The 17,069-nt window shown below is 67.5% G+C and carries 16 protein-coding genes; 5 read left to right on the forward strand and 11 right to left on the reverse strand.

Annotated features, from left to right (window positions below):
- Positions 1 to 181 precede the first annotated feature (181 nt).
- The 5 genes from AC1RIF_RS02410 to AC1RIF_RS02430 all read right to left on the reverse strand — a co-directional run bounded on the left by AC1RIF_RS02410 (position 182) and on the right by AC1RIF_RS02430 (position 5,542).
- On the reverse strand, positions 182 to 1,735 hold the full coding sequence (locus tag AC1RIF_RS02410; RefSeq protein WP_492599772.1) for a long-chain-fatty-acid--CoA ligase: 1,554 nt from the start codon (positions 1,733 to 1,735) through the stop codon (positions 182 to 184).
- 33 nt (positions 1,736 to 1,768) lie between these two features.
- Positions 1,769 to 2,362, reverse strand: coding sequence for an RBBP9/YdeN family alpha/beta hydrolase (locus AC1RIF_RS02415; RefSeq protein WP_492599773.1), 594 nt, complete (start codon positions 2,360 to 2,362; stop codon positions 1,769 to 1,771).
- Between the two features lie 100 nt (positions 2,363 to 2,462).
- Positions 2,463 to 3,518 carry a beta-keto acid cleavage family enzyme gene (locus tag AC1RIF_RS02420; RefSeq protein WP_492599774.1) on the reverse strand — a complete coding sequence of 352 codons (1,056 nt, stop codon included), beginning with the start codon at positions 3,516 to 3,518 and terminating at the stop codon, positions 2,463 to 2,465.
- A 52-nt stretch (positions 3,519 to 3,570) separates the two neighbouring features.
- Positions 3,571 to 4,419 carry a TauD/TfdA dioxygenase family protein gene (locus tag AC1RIF_RS02425; protein ID WP_492600118.1) on the reverse strand — a complete coding sequence of 283 codons (849 nt, stop codon included), beginning with the start codon at positions 4,417 to 4,419 and terminating at the stop codon, positions 3,571 to 3,573.
- A gap of 148 nt (positions 4,420 to 4,567) precedes the next feature.
- Complete coding sequence (locus AC1RIF_RS02430) at positions 4,568 to 5,542, reverse strand: quinone oxidoreductase family protein (RefSeq protein ID WP_492599775.1); 975 nt, start codon at positions 5,540 to 5,542, stop codon at positions 4,568 to 4,570.
- A 336-nt stretch (positions 5,543 to 5,878) separates the two neighbouring features.
- Between AC1RIF_RS02430 and AC1RIF_RS02435 the strand changes: the two genes are divergently transcribed.
- The 5 genes from AC1RIF_RS02435 (at position 5,879) to AC1RIF_RS02455 (ending at position 10,354) form a co-directional block, all read left to right on the forward strand.
- On the forward strand, positions 5,879 to 6,907 hold the full coding sequence (locus tag AC1RIF_RS02435; RefSeq protein ID WP_492599776.1) for an AraC family transcriptional regulator: 1,029 nt from the start codon (positions 5,879 to 5,881) through the stop codon (positions 6,905 to 6,907).
- A gap of 162 nt (positions 6,908 to 7,069) precedes the next feature.
- Positions 7,070 to 7,453 (forward strand): carboxymuconolactone decarboxylase family protein, encoded by a 384-nt coding sequence (locus tag AC1RIF_RS02440; RefSeq protein ID WP_492599777.1) that lies wholly within the window; start codon positions 7,070 to 7,072, stop codon positions 7,451 to 7,453.
- Positions 7,454 to 7,528: 75 nt separating this feature from the next.
- The gene (locus AC1RIF_RS02445; RefSeq protein ID WP_492599778.1) at positions 7,529 to 8,893 is read left to right on the forward strand and encodes an MFS transporter; all 1,365 of its coding nucleotides are present in this window, start codon (positions 7,529 to 7,531) and stop codon (positions 8,891 to 8,893) included.
- A gap of 40 nt (positions 8,894 to 8,933) precedes the next feature.
- On the forward strand, positions 8,934 to 9,710 hold the full coding sequence (locus AC1RIF_RS02450; protein WP_492599779.1) for a CoA transferase subunit A: 777 nt from the start codon (positions 8,934 to 8,936) through the stop codon (positions 9,708 to 9,710).
- Positions 9,707 to 10,354 carry a CoA transferase subunit B gene (locus tag AC1RIF_RS02455; protein WP_492599780.1) on the forward strand — a complete coding sequence of 216 codons (648 nt, stop codon included), beginning with the start codon at positions 9,707 to 9,709 and terminating at the stop codon, positions 10,352 to 10,354. The genes AC1RIF_RS02450 and AC1RIF_RS02455 overlap by 4 nt, the downstream gene beginning before the upstream one ends.
- A 43-nt stretch (positions 10,355 to 10,397) precedes the next feature.
- Here AC1RIF_RS02455 and AC1RIF_RS02460 read toward each other — a convergent pair whose 3' ends face one another.
- The 6 genes from AC1RIF_RS02460 to AC1RIF_RS02485 all read right to left on the reverse strand — a co-directional run bounded on the left by AC1RIF_RS02460 (position 10,398) and on the right by AC1RIF_RS02485 (position 17,059).
- Positions 10,398 to 12,032, reverse strand: a complete 1,635-nt coding sequence (locus AC1RIF_RS02460; RefSeq protein ID WP_492599781.1) for a substrate-binding domain-containing protein — start codon at positions 12,030 to 12,032, stop codon at positions 10,398 to 10,400.
- 71 nt (positions 12,033 to 12,103) lie between these two features.
- Positions 12,104 to 12,535: a type II toxin-antitoxin system Rv0910 family toxin gene (locus tag AC1RIF_RS02465; RefSeq protein WP_492599782.1), complete on the reverse strand. Its 432-nt coding sequence runs from the start codon at positions 12,533 to 12,535 to the stop codon at positions 12,104 to 12,106.
- Between the two features lie 88 nt (positions 12,536 to 12,623).
- Entirely contained in the window at positions 12,624 to 14,273 is a 1,650-nt protein-coding gene (locus AC1RIF_RS02470) for a monocarboxylic acid transporter (protein ID WP_492600119.1), read from the reverse strand.
- On the reverse strand, positions 14,273 to 14,635 hold the full coding sequence (locus AC1RIF_RS02475; RefSeq protein ID WP_492599783.1) for a DUF485 domain-containing protein: 363 nt from the start codon (positions 14,633 to 14,635) through the stop codon (positions 14,273 to 14,275). The genes AC1RIF_RS02470 and AC1RIF_RS02475 overlap by 1 nt, the downstream gene beginning before the upstream one ends.
- Before the next feature lie 149 nt (positions 14,636 to 14,784).
- Positions 14,785 to 15,195: a Rieske 2Fe-2S domain-containing protein gene (locus tag AC1RIF_RS02480; RefSeq protein WP_492599784.1), complete on the reverse strand. Its 411-nt coding sequence runs from the start codon at positions 15,193 to 15,195 to the stop codon at positions 14,785 to 14,787.
- Between the two features lie 109 nt (positions 15,196 to 15,304).
- Complete coding sequence (locus tag AC1RIF_RS02485) at positions 15,305 to 17,059, reverse strand: sodium/solute symporter (RefSeq protein WP_492599785.1); 1,755 nt, start codon at positions 17,057 to 17,059, stop codon at positions 15,305 to 15,307.
- Between the last annotated feature and the right edge of the window lie 10 nt (positions 17,060 to 17,069).

Below are 17,069 nucleotides of genomic sequence, written 5' to 3' on the forward strand. Positions count from 1 at the left end.
CGCTCAGAAGGTCGTTCGGTGGCTCAACTGCTGCTCACCGAGTATGAGCAGCAGCGCGCGCACAGTGAGCCTTCCTGTGCAACCGTCCAAGTGCCCGAGAGCCTAGGCTCGGACTCCCCGTGCAGGAGTCAGAACTGTGAAATCCACTCTCGGGTAGAGGCATTCGGACGGCCGCGGCAGCTCACACCAGTTCGCGTTTGAGGATCTTCCCGGTACCGGTCATCGGGAGCCGATCCACGATCCTCATCTCGCGCGGATACTTGTAGCTCGCCATCCGCTCCTTCGACCACGCGATCAACTCGTCGGCCGAGATCCCCGAGCCCGCGTGCGGGATGACGTAGGCGCGCACCTCCTCTCCGTGACTCTCGTGCGGCACCCCGATCACCGCGGCCAACGAGACGGCCTCGTGTGTCATGAGGACTTCCTCGATCTCGCGCGGATAGACGTTGAACCCGCCGCGCACGATCATGTCCTTGGCCCGGTCGACGATGTAGTAGAAGCCGTCGGCGTCGCGGCGGGCCAGATCTCCCGTGCGGAACCACCCGTCGCGCATGACCTCCGCGGTGGCTTCGGGGCGCCCGAAGTAGCCCTTCATCACGTTGTGCCCTCGGATCGCGAGTTCGCCGACGGTGTCGGGGTCCTCGACGATGTTCCAGTCACGGTCGACGAGGCGCACGTCCACACCCCAGAGCGGGATGCCGATCGATCCGGCTCGCGGCGCCTGTTCGGGGTCGCTGAACAGGGCGACCGGCGAGGTCTCGGACAGTCCGTAGCCCTCGAGGATCTGGACCCCGAATCGCTTCGCGAAGCGCTCGAGGATCTCCACCGGGAGCGCGGCACCTCCCGAGATCGCCTTGCGGAGGTTGGCGGCGATCCGACGCACGTCGACCGTGTCGTCGACGGCGCCGAGCAGGCCCCAGTACATCGTCGGCACGCCCGCGAACATCGTGATCGACTCGCGCTCCATGATGTCCAGCGCAGCGCCCGCCTCGAAACGCGGCAGCAGCACGAGGGTCGCGCCCACCGAGAAGCCGGCGTTCATGTTGATCGTCTGCCCGAACGAATGGAACAGAGGAAGCGTCAGCAGGTGGGTGTCGTGCAGGCTCGGGCTGCTGTCGAACAGCCGGTTCGAGGCGATCGCGTTCATGACCATGTTCGACTGCGTCAACTCGGCGCCCTTCGGCCGGCCGGTCGTCCCGCTCGTGTAGAGGATGACCGCCGTGTCGGTGGCCTCCCTGGCGGCCGACTCGAATGTGGACGGCTGATCGGGAAGCACCGTCGAGAGCGCGGTGATGCCCGCATCGCCCTCGTCGGCACCACCGCCGTCGCCCCCGATCACGAACATCGTTCGGCACGAGGGCGCCTCGGCGAAGCCGTTCCGTCCGTACTCGCCGATCGGGAGATCCGGTCCGCCTTCGAAACAGAAGTAGGCGACCGCCCCGCAGTCCTGCAGGTGGTAGGCGATCTCCCCGCCCTTCAGCAGGACGTTGAGCGGGACGACCACCGCCCCTGCCTTGAGGATCCCGTAGTAGACGATCGGGAACCACGGCAGGTTGGGGCAGGAGATCGCGACGCGGTCTCCGGGCATGATGCCGGACGCGACGAGAAGATTGGCGACCTGGTTCGCGAGACCGTCGGTCGCGGCATAGGTGAACCGGTCGTCTCCCAGCACCAGGGCGTCGCGACCCGGGTACTTGCGGGCCGAGTCCTCCAGGAACATGGACAGATTGAGCATCGGATCGTCTCTCTCGGGCAGCGGTCGTGGACGTCAGCGACCCGGCGCGGCCACGGCGCCGATCGTGGTGAACAGTTCGTCGAGAAGTTCGGTGGCGCGGGGCCATTCGCCGTATCCCGCGGCGGGATTGAGGTGGCCGACCGCGCCGAGGTCGACCAGTCGGCTGCCCCACGCGTGTGCGAGGTCGACGACCGCAGCGAAGTCGGCGAGGGGGTCGTCGGTGCTGGCGGCGACGATGCTCGGGAACGGCAACGGGCTGCGCGGGGCCGGGTTCCAACCGTTCGCGTCGAATTCGGGGCGTGTCGGGTAGCCGGCGGGCAGCGGGGTGGAGAAGTCCGGTGGGGTGGCCAGGATCGCGCCCGCGATGGGGCGGTCGTGCCGGGCGGCCCAGTGCACGGTGATCATCGCCCCGGCGCTGTGTGCAACGAGCACGACGGGGCCGTCGATGTCGGCCAGGACGGCGTCGAGCGCGGCCACCCGGGCATCGAGGCTGAGCTTGTCGTGCTCGAGCGGCGGGACGGTGCGGACCTTGTCGAGGCCGGCGGCCAGCAAGGTCTGCCAGTGGTCCTCGACGTGGTCACGCAGTCCGGGGACGATCACGATGGTCGGGGATACGTTGCTGCTCATGACATTTCCTTCACAGGGGTGGACAGGCGAGCGGAGCGGGGCCACCAGGGTTGTGGGTGTCCCCGCTCCGCCGAGACGGTGCTGACGCGGTCCTGGCCGCTCAGGCGTGTCCGGTGAAGCCGACCTGGCCGGGAAGCCTGTTCGGCACGTACCCGAGCTTCGCGAGGGTCTCGTCGACATCCTTGTAGGACGTGCCGATCTTGTAGATGTCGCGGGCTTCCTTGCCAGTGGCCACCTCGCGACCGAGTTCCTTGGCGACGCGCACCAGCTGGCGGACCTGCTCGGCGGAGGTGATCTTGACCTCGCCGCTCGGCGCCCACAAGTTGTCCTCGTTGCCGCAGCGCGCGTGCAGACCCATCGCGATCGCCATCGTGTTGACCGGCAGCACGCTGCGCATCAGCGTCTCGAGCGTGAGGCAGGCGCCGTCCGGGACCCGGTCGACGAACTGCATCATGTTGTACGGGTTGGGGCCGTCGAAGCCACCACCGATCGCGACCCAGGTCAGGTTCAGCGGGCCGGTGTAGACGCCCCGACGAATCAGCCGCTCCACGGTTTCGAGCTGCGGGATGGACGAGAGCTGGAAGTGCGGCTGGATACCGGCGGCCTGCAGGCGACGCAGGTGCTCCTCGACCCACTCCGGGCCGGCGGGGACGGTCATCTCGCGGTAGGTCGCGGCGAGCTCGGCGTTCTCCAGGGAGGTGCCCTCGATGTCGCCCGGCGTCATCAGCTCCATGATGTTCATCTGGCTGGTGTTGATCGCGATCGTGACCTGGTCCGGCTTCGGATCCAGCTCGGCGAGCATGTGCCGGACATCGTCCGAGAGCCACTTCGCGTCCGCGCCATCACCTTCCGGCGCGAACGAGATCGAACCACCGACCTGCAGGATCATGTCCGGCACGGCCTCACGGAGGCGCCCGAGGAGCTCGTTGAACTTCGACAGCCGCTTGGAGCCCTTGCCGTCCTCCTCACGGACGTGGATGTGCAGCACCGTCGCGCCGGCCTCGTAGCAGTCGACGGCCTGCTGGACGTGCTCGTCCATCGTCAGCGGCAGGTCCTCGGGAAAGTCCTCCACCGCCCACTCCGGGCCGTACGGCGCGACGGTGATGACCAGCTTGTCCTGGTTCTCCGGGAAGAGTGCATCGTCGTGGAAATGCATCGGGAAACTCCGTTTCTGGATAGAGGTGAGAAAACTTGGTGCTATTGGGAACTCAGAAGGGGCGATCGCCGATGATCCCGGCGCGCTCCATCTTTCGAACGGCAGGCCAGTAGTCCTGGACCGCATAGTGCTGGGTGGATCGGTTGTCCCAGATGGCGACACTGTTCTTCGTCCACTTCCAGCGCACCTGGTACTCGGGAATCGTGGCCTGGCTCTGCAGGTAGCGCAGCACCTCACCGGCGCCCGGGGCGTAGTCGATTCCGCATCGCACGTTGCCCTCGGTGTGGTAGTTCGTGAGATGCGTCGTGAAACTGTTGACGAACAAGATCTTCTCGCCTGTCTCGGGATGTGTACGGACCACCGGGTGCTCGGCATCCGGGAAGCGCTCCTTGAGTTCGAGGCGCTTCTCCATCGGCAGTCGTGCTCCGAAGGATGCCTCGATGCTGTGCCGGGCACGCAGCCCGTCGATCTGCTCCTTGACGCGCTCGGGCAGTCGCTCGTAGGCCAGTGCCATGTCGACCCAGATCGTGTCACCGCCCACGGCAGGGCCCTCGACGCACCGGAGCACGCATCCCATCGGGGGGTTCACGCGCCACGTCGCGTCACAGTGATAGGCGTTCTCGAATGCCTCGCGCGGACTGTCGAGATCCTTGTAGATCCGGACCAGGCCGGGGTACTCGGGGTCGCTACCGACCACCGGGTGATCCTCGAGCTGACCGAACCGCTCCGCCAGTGCGACGTGCTCACCCCGGCTCATGTCCTGGTCACGGAGGAAGAGCACCTTGTGCTTCAGCAGCAGCGCCTTCAGTTCGGCGAAGAGGTGCTCGTCGCGGGAGACGTCGGCGAGGTCGACGCCGTGCAGTTCGGCACCGATGCTGCAGGTGAGGGGCCGGGCATCCATCGGCGTGACGGTCGTGACGGTCGTCCGACGGGGCGCGAATTCGACAGTGGTCATGACGCTCTCCTGTACAAGCTGTGAAGTAGTGAGCCGTAGCGCCGTCACGTGCTCCCGGCATCCCGAACGACGTTGGCTTGATGAATGTTTCAGGTCAGAACGAGAACACCGACGAACCGATGCTCTTGCCGGACTCGAGGTCCCGATGGGCCGCCTCCGCCTCTTCCAGCGCGTAGTGCTGGTTGATCTCGATCTTGATCCGGCCGGCCGCGACATGACCGAACAGCTCACCGGCGAGCTCGGCCCGCTCGGCCGGATCGGCGATGTAGTCGGCGAGCGCCGGACGGGTCACGAACAGCGAGCCCTTGACCGCGAGCTCCATGGCGTTGATCGGCGGGATCGGGCCGGACGCCGTCCCGAACGCCACGAGCAGGCCCCGGCGCGCCAGCGAGTCGATGGACGACCGGTAGGTCGATTCACCGATGCTGTCGTACACGACCGGCACGCCCGTTCCGTCGGTGAGCTCACGGACCCGCGCCGCGACGTTCTCACGCTTGTAGACGATGACCTCGCCGCAACCGTGCGCCCTGGCGACGTCCGCCTTCTCGTCGGTGGACACCGTTCCGATGACGTTGACGCCCAGCAGCTTCGCCCACTGGCAGAAGATCAGTCCGACGCCTCCGGCAGCGGCGTGCAACAGGACCGTGTCGCCGGACTTCAACGGATGGATCCGGAGCAGCAGGTACGACGTCGTGAGCCCGCGCATCGTCATCGCCGCGGCCGTCTCGAACCCGATGCCGTCGGGCAGTGCGATCAGGTGTTCGGCGGGCATGACGCGCTCGGTGCTGTACGCCCCGAGCGGGCTGCCGGTGTAGGTGACCCGGTCACCTTCCTCGAATCCCTCCACGCCGGCGCCCACCGCCTCGATGACGCCGGCGGCCTCGACCCCCATGCCCGCAGGCAGCGGAGCCGGGTACATGCCGGTGCGGAAGTAGGTGTCCGCGAAGTTCAGGCCGACGGCCTCGTGCCGGATGCGTACCTCGCCGGGGCCGGGATCGCCGACCTCCACCGACTCCCACTTCAGGACCTCCGGCCCACCGGTTTCGTAGAAGCGAATCGCCTTTGCCATTGCCATCTCCTTGTTCGCGAATCCGCCCGACGGACGAACCCACACGCACTGTTGCCGAATCTTCTGGACCGCAACCTTTTCCGAACATGCACCCCGCCAGCCCGGGAACGATCCCTGCCACCCGGTGCGACTCGACGCTGGAACCGGAACTCGGTTCCGGTGTGATTCAGCTGACACGACACTATCGAGCCGTTGCGCGACATACATGCCTCTGCGGGACATATTTCTTTCCATTTCGGGACAGCTCGGGATCCAGACCACACCAGCCGTGACGCGTGAGCCCCCACACACTTACCCTTGCGGGACAGCCGGGACATTCGAGACGAGGTGACAAGCGTGGCCAGACCCCTCGCGCGATACGCCGCACTGACCGGATACATCGAGCTCAGCCGCACGTTGGGCACCGATCCGGTCCAGCTCCTCCGGGCCGTCGGGCTCGACTCGGCCAGCCTCGATCTCCAGGACCGGTGGATACCGGCATCATCCGTCGCCCGCCTGCTGGAGTTGTCGTCGGCGGCGACCGGACGCCAGGACTTCGCACTCAAACTCGCCGAGCGCCGCAGGTTCTCCACACTCGGCCCGCTCAGCGTCAGCATCCGGGAGGAGCCGGACGCACGCAGTGCTCTCCGGATGCTGATCCGCTACCAGCACATGTACAACGAGTCCCTGCACATCCGCATGTCGGAGAAGGACGGACTGACAGCGATCAGAATCCGGATCGAACCCGGGGAACCGATGATCGTCCGACAGGCGGTCGAACTGGCCGTGGCCGTTACCCACCAACTACTCCGGAACATGCTCGGAGACCGCTGGCACCCGGTGGCGGTCTGCTTCGACCACGCTCGACCGGTCGACGACTCGACGCACCGAAGAATGTTCGGAGCACCGCTCACCTTCGACAACGATTTCAGCGGAATCATCACGTACACAGCCGATCTCAACCAACCCAACCAGATGTCCGATCCCCACCTCCGCTCGTACGCGCAACAGTTCCTCGACACGCTCACGACACCCGAGGAACCGACGATCGAGGGCCGGGTTCGCGAACTCGTCGAACTCCTCCTGCCCACCGGTCGGTGTTCGATCGATCAGGTGGCCCGAAGCCTCGGCATCGACCGCCGGACGGTCCACCGCCACCTCGCCAAGTCGGGACAGACGTTCTCGTCCGTACTCGACGCCACGCGAACCGAACTCGCGAATCGCATGGTCAGCGGCCAGCGGTACTCGTTCACCGAGATCTCGGAGATGCTCTCGTTCTCGACCCCGAGCAGCTTCTCGCGCTGGTTCCATCAGCAGTTCGGCGTCAGCCCACGGGAATGGCGCAAGCAGTCCATCACGTCCGCGAACACGCCTGCCGACGGCTGACCGAACCCCGGCATATCCCCCGCCTGTCCCGAAATGAATAGAATCGGGTCCCCGAGGGGCAACTACGAACGGCCGAGCCCCTATAGCGTGATGTGCGCCACCATTTCAGCGGGTTGCATCCCGCATCACATCCCTCTCGACTGCCGTGAAACGAGTACCCCCATGACCGTGAACCCCGAACCTGCACACACCCCGACCGTCGACGGCATGCAGCAGGACGGCAACTGGAACCCGTTGTGGAACACACTCTTCGACTGGGACCCCGAATGGACCGAACAGTTCATGGCGATGAACGCGACCCCGATTCGGCGCGGAGTCTTCCCACCGGAGTTCGTCGAACTTCTCAGCATCGCGATCGACGCGGCGGCCACCCACATGTACGCACCCGGCGTCCGGCGACACATCCGCGCCGCGCTCGAGCTCGGCGTCACCCGTGAGCAGATCCTCACGGTGCTGCAGATGGTGAGCGTCCTCGGCATCCACGCGTGCAACCTCGGGGTGCCGATCCTCGAGGAAGAGCTGACCGCTTTCGAAGCCCGGCCCTAGACCACCCCGGCGCGGCATCGATCCCCGCGCCCTCGATCACGCTCTCCACCAGCCCATCCGTCTCCAGGAGCCACCATGGGACTGCCCCCCACCCCGACCGAAGAACTGGTCGGAACCGTCGAACCCGACGACGCCGAGCAGGCGCTCTCGCCGACCGTCCGCCGCCCGCGTGCCCGAATCTATCCATGGCTCGTCGCCGGCCTCGCCTTCGCGCTGCTCCTGTCGGACTACATGTCCCGACAGGTCCTGAGCGCGGTCTTCCCGATGCTCAAGGCCGAATGGGCACTGTCCGATTCTCAGCTCGCCTCGCTCTCGAGCGTGGTCGCCCTCATGGTCGGCCTCCTGACGTTCCCACTGTCGCTGCTCGCCGACCGATGGGGCCGAGTCCGAAGCCTGGTCCTGATGGCCGTGCTGTGGAGCCTCGCGACCCTGTGCTGCGCGATCGCGTCCAACTACGAGCAGATGCTGGCGGCCCGGTTCTTCGTCGGAGTCGGTGAGGCCGCCTACGGCAGCGTCGGGATCGCGGTGGTCCTGAGCGTGTTCTCTTCGCGGCTCCACTCGACCCTGAGCGGTCTCTTCATGGCCGGTGGGTCCTTCGGTTCCGTGGTCGGTGTCTCGCTCGGTGGCGTGATCGCCGTGAACGTCGGGTGGCGTTGGTCGTTCACCGCGATGGCGGTGCTGGGACTCATCCTCGTCGCACTGTTCCGGGCCGTGGTCACCGAGTCCCGCCTCGCGAATAACGCCGTGCACGACGAACCCGTCGCCCCGTCCGACGGCTCCACCGCGTCCGCCCCGGTGATCCGTGTCCCTGTGTCGACCCTGTTCACGAACCCGGCCGTGTGGTGCGCCTACCTCGCCGGCGGATTCCAGATGTTCACCGCCGCAGTCCTGCTGTCGTGGACGCCCAGCTTCTTCAACCGGTACTACGGTATGGCACTCGACAAGGCCGCCGGGGTCGCCGCACTGTTCGTCCTGTTGATCGGCACGGGAATGGTGGTGTGCGGCATGATCACCGACCGGGTGAGCCGTAGCGATCCGGGACGGAAGTGGATGACCGCGGCCGCGTTCTGCGCAATCTCGCTCGTCGCGCTCGGTATCGGATTCCGTCTGGACACCGGTGCGCCGCAGCTGATCCTGCTCGGAATCGGTGCCTTCTTCTCAGCGGGCTGCTCGGGCCCGACCGCTGCGATGGTTGCCGGCCTCACCCACGAATCGGTTCGCTCGTCGGCACTGGGTACACTCACGATCGCCAACAATGTTCTCGGTCTGGCGTTGGGCCCCTTCGTCATCGGAATCCTTGCCGATCGACTGGGACTTCTCGAATCCCTCCAGCTCGCGCCGTTCTTCTACGTCGCCGCCATCGTCGCGCTGCTCGTCGGCAAGCGTGTCTACCCGGAGGGACTACGCAAGCTCGCGTCGCAGAGCACAGCGTCCGCCTGACCCAGCGATCACCGAGACAGTCGGAGACGGAAAGGTACTCATGAGCAAGATCTATGCCACGGCGGACGACGCTGTCGCCGACATCCCGTCCGGGGCGTCGCTGGCGGTCGGTGGGTTCGGATTGTGCGGGATCCCGGACAGATTGATCGCCGCCCTCGCGGCCGGTAGCGCGACGGATCTCGAGGTGTTCTCGAACAACTGCGGAACCGACGGGCACGGACTCGGGATCCTGCTCGAAGACAGAAGAATCCGACGCGTCACGGCGTCCTACGTCGGAGAGAACAAGGAGTTCGCGCGGCAGTACCTGTCGGGCGAACTGGAGGTGGAGCTGACTCCGCAGGGCACCCTCGCGGAGAAGCTTCGCGCGGGTGGTGCCGGAATTCCGGCCTTCTTCACGCCGTCCGGCGTGGGCACGCCGATCTCCGACGGTGGGCTGCCGTGGCGCTACGCCGCCGACGGGTCCGTCGCGATCGCGTCTCCTCCCAAAGAGATTCGCGAGTTCGGCGGAGCCTTCGGCAGCAAGAAGTACGTGCTGGAGGAGTCCATCGTCGCCGACTTCTCACTGGTGCACGCCATGGTCGCCGACACTGACGGCAACCTCGTCTTCAACAAGGCCGCGATGAACTTCAACCCGCTGGCCGCGATGGCCGGCCGAGTGTGCATCGCGCAGGTCGAGGTCGTCGTGGAGGCCGGCGAGCTCGACCCGGAACAGGTCCACCTGCCGGGCATCTACGTCGACCGCATCGTGCATACCGGGCAGCAGGACAAGAAGATCGAGAAGCGGACCGTCTCGGCCGCGAAGGAGGACGCACGATGACCGCAGTCCTGGAGACCGTCGGGTGGACCCGCGAGTCGATGGCCGCGCGTGCCGCGCGGGAACTGACGACCGGCGAGTACGTCAACCTCGGGATCGGCCTGCCGACCCTGATCCCGAACCACCTGCCCGACGGCGTCGAGGTCACCCTGCACAGCGAGAACGGCATCCTGGGCACCGGCCCCTACCCCACCGAGGACGCCGTCGATCCGGACCTGGTCAACGCCGGCAAGGAGACCGTGACGGTCAATCCCGGAGCATCGTTCTTCGACTCCGCGAGCAGCTTCGGCATGATCCGCGGCGGGCACATCGACACCGCGGTGCTCGGCGGGATGCAGGTCTCCGTGACCGGCGACCTGGCGAACTGGATGGTGCCCGGGAAGATGGTCAAGGGCATGGGCGGCGCGATGGATCTCGTGCACGGCGCACGTCGGGTCATCGTGCTCATGGAGCACACCGACAAGGAAGGCTCGCCGAAGATCGTCCAGCGCTGCACGCTGCCCCTCACGGGGCGTGCGGTGGTGAACCGGATCATCACCGACCTGGCGGTGATCGACGTGACGGAGTCCGGGCTGGTTCTCGTGGAATGCGCCCCGGGCGTCGACGAGGCGCTGGTTCGCGCCGCGACGGACGCACCGTTCGTGTGACGTCGGGGGGTGGGCGGCGACCACTCACCGCCGACCCCCGCGCTCAGCTCGTCGCGCGGCTACGCATCGCGTCGACGAAGACCCCGGGGATCTCGGCCGGGGTGCGCGCGATGTGACTGGTTCCGCCGGTTGCCGCCGAGATCTTCTGCAGGACAGCCGCGTCGGCGTCGTCGGTGATTCCGATCGTGACGATGATGACGGGACGCGCCGGATCCTGCTCGCGCTTCAACATCGCCAGCAGTTCGTCGAGCGAGATGCTCGACGGGTCCTCGTTGGCGCCGTCGGTGAGCAGGATGACGCTGTTGATCGCGCTCGGGTCGTATCCCTCCTTGACGGTCCGGAACGCCGCGAGCGTGGTGTCGTAGAGCCCGGTTCCGCCCTTGACGAGCGAGGGCAGCGTCCGGACGGCGTCGGTCATCCGCTGCCGGTGACTCACACCGTCGACCGTCTCGCCCATCCGCCGAATGGGCGCCAGCTCCTTGTAGTCCTTTCCGTTGCCGCCGAGTCCGATCGAGAACGCCCACAGACCCAACTGCGCGTTGTCGGGGAACAGCATGGCGCCGGTCTCGCTGGCCTGCACGGTCAGGGCGATCCGGGTGTCGGAGCCGGCGGTCTCCGCCATCGAGCCCGAGACGTCCTCGACCACCAGCGCGCGGGACGGCAGCGCCAAGACTGCGTAGCGCCGGAGCACCCGGGCCGTGGAGTCGGGATCGGCGACCGTCAGCACGGTGGCCTCCCCCACACTGCGGCCGGCGTCGAGCACCGCCCGGTCGGGCCCGCGGAATCCGCTCTGCGACAGAGCGGCCCGCCCCGCTTCGTTGCCCATCACCTCGGCCAGCGCGACGCCGGCCGCGCGCGCGTCGGCGTGGTCGGCGCCCGATGCCGTCGCCACCACCGGGTAGTCGAGGAACACCGCACCCGAGTTCGGGACCGTCACCGCCAGCTTCGTCGACGAGTCGTCCTGACCGTGCACGGCCACCTGCTGCTCGGTGGCGATCGCGACGCCGCCGTCCGAGACGACGGCGGCGAGCCGCGCGGAGGCATCGGTCAGGTGCAGGTTGGCGGCCTGCGCCTGCGCGATCGGGACGAGCGCGCCGGGCACGGCGTCGGCCGCGACGGTACCGGCGTCCGCCTCCGAGAGCGCCCCGACGATGGGTGCGACCGAGACGCTGCTGGTGAGCGGGTCACCGATCCGCAGCCCGGACAGTTGCAGCGCGCTCGTCCACGTCGCGAAGAACGGCATCTCGGACTCGCGCGCCGCGATCACCACCGGTGTGGCCGCGATGGACGTGGCCGCGACGTCGAACAACGTGCCCGTGCCGCTGCTGGCCTTGGCCACCCACTGGGTCGAGTCCGGAATCCACAGGTCCGGTCCGTCCTGCTGTCCGGGCGCCCCGAGCGGCTCCATGCCGGACGCCGCCTCTATCCGATAGCTGCGGCACCCGAGATCCTCCGCGGATGCCTCGGTCGTGACGGCGGTGAGCACCGGGGCGATCGACGGGTCGGCCGCCACCACGTACTCACTGGTCGAGTCGCATCCCCCGCCACCGAAGCGGTCGAACACGAAGTACCCACCGGCGCCCACGACGACCAGCGCGGCGAGACCGATCGCCCCGTACTTGACGACGGGCGACGTCGACGCCGATTTCGCGCGCGGTGCGCTGTGACGACCGGCCATGGCTTCGAGACCTCCAGGGAGAAAGGACAGGGAGCGCTGGTGGGCGCGGGGATCGGACGGGGACCGCCGAATCAGGCGTACAGGGTGACGAACTTCTGCAGCGAGCTTTCGATGTCGCCGCGTAGCGCCTTCGCCACGCCCGAACCGATGGGACCGAACAGCGGCGCACCACCGAGGTCGATGTCGAGGGCGACCTTCGCACCGTCGGCCGCGGGATCGACACTCAGGACCAGCCCCAGCTTGACGCCGCCCTTGCCGTCACCCTTCAGGACCAGGCTGCGGGGCGGGTTGTACTGCTTCAACGTCCACTTGACGCGATTGCGCAGTCCCTTGACCGTGACGACCGAACTGATCGTGGTGCCGGCGCTCAATTCGGCGGGGAGTTCGCTGCGCCATCCCTCGTGGATGCTGAGCCACTGCTCGAATCCGTCGAGATCCGACGCCTTGGTCCATGCGTCCTCCGGACTCATGGGGACGTCGATCGACACCTTCAGCTTTGCCATTGACGGATCGTAACCAATCAGAAAGGTGACGTACACGACAGCTGTGCCCCGTGCCGCGGCCGCGACACGAGGCACAGTTGGGTGACCGCTAGTGGGAAACGGCCTTCTCGACGCCGACACCGGTGAGCGAACGAACCTCCATCTCGGCCTGCTTGAACGGATCCTCGAGCTTGTTCCGGCCGACCCAGGTGCCCACGATGCCGAGGACGAAGGCCAGCGGGATCGACACGATGCCGGGGTTGGCCAGCGGGAACCACGCGAAGTCGGCATTCGGGAACATCGAGCTCTTGGCGCCCGAGACAGCCGGGGAGAACACGATCAGCACGAGGCAGCTGATCAGACCGCCGTAGATGCTGAACAGCGCGCCGGTGGTGTTGAACTTCTTCCAGAACAGCGAGTACAGCAGCGTCGGCAGGTTCGCGGACGCGGCGACCGCGAAGGCCAGGGCGACCAGGAACGCGATGTTCTGTCCCATCGCCAGGATGCCGAGAACGATCGCGACGACGCCGATGACGACGACGGTGATCCGCGAGACCCGGACCTGCTCCTCCTCCGACGCCTTGCCGCGCTTGATGACACTGGCGTAGATGTCGTGGGCGAACGATGCCGACGCGGTGATCGCCAGCCCGGCGACGACGGCGAGGATCGTCGCGAACGCGACCGCGGAGATGATGCCCAGGAAGATCGTGCCGCCGAGTTCGAACGCGAGCAGCGGCGCCGCCGAGTTCTCCTTGCCAGGGGCCGCGAGGATCGTGTCGGGGCCGACCATCTTGGCGGCACCGTAGCCGAGGACGAGCGTGAACAGGTAGAACGCGCCGATCAGTCCGATCGCCCACGTGACCGAGCGGCGGGCCTCCTTCGCGGTGGGCACGGTGTAGAAGCGCATGAGCACGTGCGGCAGACCGGCGGTGCCGAGGACCAGCGCGATGCCGAGCGACAGGAAGTCCAGCCGCGACATGTCACTGATGCCGTACTTGGCGCCCGGCGCGAGCACGTCCCGCCCGGCGACGGCCTCGTTGGCCGAGCCGTTCACCATGTTCTGCGCGTCGGCGAGCAGCTGTGAGAAGTTGCCCTTCACCGCGAACAACACCAGTACGAACATGATTCCGGCACCGGCGATGAGCAGGACGGCCTTGACCATCTGCACGTACGTCGTGCCCTTCATCCCGCCGATCAGCACGTACACGATCATCAGGACACCGACCACCGCGACCACGATCGCCTGACCCGCGAAGTCCTTGATGTTCAACAGGAGTGCGACCAGCCCGCCCGCACCGGCCATCTGCGCGAGCAGGTAGAACAGCGACACGACGAGGGTCGACAGCGCCGCCGCCATCCGCACCGGTCGCTGCTTCAGCCGGAAGCTGAGCACGTCGGCCATCGTGAATCGCCCTGTGTTGCGCAGCAGTTCGGCCACAAGAAGCAACGCGACCAACCACGCGACGAGGAATCCGATGGAGTACAGGAAGCCGTCGTAGCCGTACACCGCGATGGCACCCGCGATTCCGAGGAACGACGCCGCCGACAGGTAGTCGCCGGCGATCGCGAACCCGTTCTGCGGGCCGGAGAACTGGCCGCCGCCCGTATAGAAGTCCGATGCCTTCTTCGTCGAGCGGCTGGCGCGGATCACCAGTGTCATGGTACCGACGACGAAGGCCACGAAGATCGCGATGTTGAACAGCGGATTGCCGACATCGGTGGCGGGTGCGGCAGGTGCCGCCTGGGCGAGTGTGGTGATCACTGTGCCGGTCCTTCCAGTTCCTCGCGGATCGCCGACGAGCGCGGGTCGAGTTCACGGTTCGCGAACTTCACGTACAGGGCGGTGATGACGAACGTCGTCACGAACTGGCCGAGGCCGAGCACGATGCCGAGGTTGACGTTGCCGAAGACCTTGGTGGCCATGAAGTCCGACGCGTATGTCGCGAGCAGGACGTACACGAAATACCACGTCAGGAAGAACGCGGTCATCGGGAACACGAAGCGCCGCAGCCGATGTCGCAGTTCCTGGAACTCGGGACTCGCCTGCATGTCGAGGAAGGCCTGCGCGTCGGGGGCCGGCCGCTGCGGCGGCGCTCCCGAACCGAGGTCGGTGGTGGTCATGGCGAACTCCTACGAGTACGGGCGACCTGCGTCGCGGGGTATGCCAAGCGACGCTAGTGAGAGCCAAGTCACAGGAGAAGCATGTGGCGCCAGTCACACGCCGAGCTGTCGGCGCGTGCGCCCAGTGGTCGCCCGCACGCGACGAGCGGTCACCTCGCCGCACGCGTCGAGGCGCCCGGCACCGGAGCGGCACCGGCCAGCCACTCCGCCGGACCGGCCTTCGCCGCCCGACCCGACGCCGGAGCGTCGTTGGCCTGCACGTAGAGCAGGCCGTCCCGCTCCTCCGTGGTCCAGGAGCGGATCGGCAGGAGCTTGGGCGAGCCGCCGACGCACCGCCCGAGCCCGTTCCAGCGCCACTGGTGCGCCGGGCAGTCGATGGTGTCGCCGACGATCCGGCCCTTGCTCAGGTCGGCGCCCATGTGCGGGCAGCGGGCGTCGAGAAGGTGGATGACGCCCGCGCGGTCGGAGAAGGCCACGAGATCGGTGTCGAAGGCCCGGACGGCGTGCGCCTTGCCGTCGCGATAGTCCTCGGCGGTTCCCACACACTGCCATTCCGTCACGATCGTCTCCTTCTCCCGAGCGTGCGCATCCCCGCGCCCGCGGCGCAGTCACGGTGCGCGACGCACCACGATCACGTCAATCGCGAGACCCATCCACCGGAATCCCGCATCACAGCGAGCGCAGGTCGTCCTCGCGGTCCCGCCCCATCCCGAGCCGCTCGGGCGCGTGCATGCGGGTGAAGATCCGGCCGACATCGGCCGGCGCCTGGCGCCGGGTGGCGATGCTGGCGAAGACCATCGCCGCGAACGACAACGGGACGCTCACCGCGGCGGGATACCCGATCAGCACCGACGGCCACCCGTTCCACACGTCGTCCGACGGCACCCCGAGCACCGCCAGCATCGCCGCTCCCCCACCCGCCACGAGCCCGACGATCAGTCCGGCCGCGGCCCCGGCCGCCGTCAACCCGCGCCACCAGATACCGAGGACCAACAGCGGACACAGCGTGGACGCCGCGACCGCGAAGACCAGGCCCACCGAACGGGACAGGTCCAACGAGGCCGCGCCCAGCGCCAGCACGAGCGGCACCGTCCCCGCCAGCACTGCGGCCACCCGGAAGTCGCGGATCCGACCTCTCAGCACGTCGGTGCTCAGCACGCCCGCGATGCTCACCAGCAGTCCCGACGACGTCGACAGGAACGCCGCGATCGCGCCGGCCGCGACCAGCGCCGCGAGCAACTGGCCGCCCCATCCCGACAGCACCGACACCGGCAGCAGCAGCACCGCGGCATCGGACGTCCCGGTGATGAGCAGTTGCGGCACGTACAGCCGCGCGAACACCCCCAGCAGCACCGGGAACAGGTAGAACACACCGACGAGCGCGATCACCACGAGCGACGTCAGCCGCGCGGCCCGGCCGTCCGGGTTGGTGTAGAAGCGGACCAGCACGTGCGGCAACCCCATCGCGCCGAGGAACGTCGCGAGGATCAGGGAGTACACCTGGAACAGCGGGTGCGGACCGCCGAAGCCGCCACCGGGATCGGCCCATCCGGCGCCGTCGGCGGGGGCGCCCGCGACGACGGGCACCGGTGATCCTGCGGGCAGGACCAACGCCGTCCCCTTACCGAACTCGTGCCGGCCGGTACCCAGCCGGACGTCGCCCGACACGTCCCGGCCGTCGAGCTGACCGTGCACCGTGACGTCGGTCGGGGTCGAGACCTGCACCACGACATCGGTGGTGATGTCCACCGACGTCTGCGTGGTGACGGTGGGCGGTGCGGGCGCGCCCACCGGCTTCGCGTCGGCGAAGTAGTGCACCGAGAGCACCAACGCCGGGACCGCGACGGCGGTGAGCTTGAGCCAGTACTGGAATCCCTGGACGAACGTGATGGACCGCATACCGCCGCCCACGACGTTCGCGATCACGATCACCCCCACCACGACGACGCCCACCCAGCCGGGCACACCCAGCAGGATGTTCAGGGTCAGGCCGGCCCCCTGTAGCTGCGGCACCATGTACAGCCCGCACACCAGAGCCACCACCACCATCGCGATCCGGCGCACCCGCACCGATCCGAGACGGAACTCCGCGAAGTCGGGCACCGTGTACGCACCGGACCGACGCAGCGGGGCCGCGACGAACAGCAGCAGACCCAGGTAGCCGGCGGTGAATCCGATCGGATACCACAATGCATCGGCGCCGTACTTCGCGATCAGCCCGGCGACCCCGAGAAACGATGCCGCCGAGAGGTATTCACCCGAGATCGCTGCCGCATTCCACCGCGGACCGACGCTGCGGGACGCGACGAGGAAGTCGGATGTGGTGCGCGCCAAACGAACCCCGTAGATGCCGATACCCACGGTGGCCACCGCTGCGGCGACGAGCGCCAGCACCGTCAGGAGAGGAATGGGCTGTCCGGTCATCGGTACCGGC

This window comes from Prescottella sp. GW823-FHT02E09, from assembly GCF_058797375.1.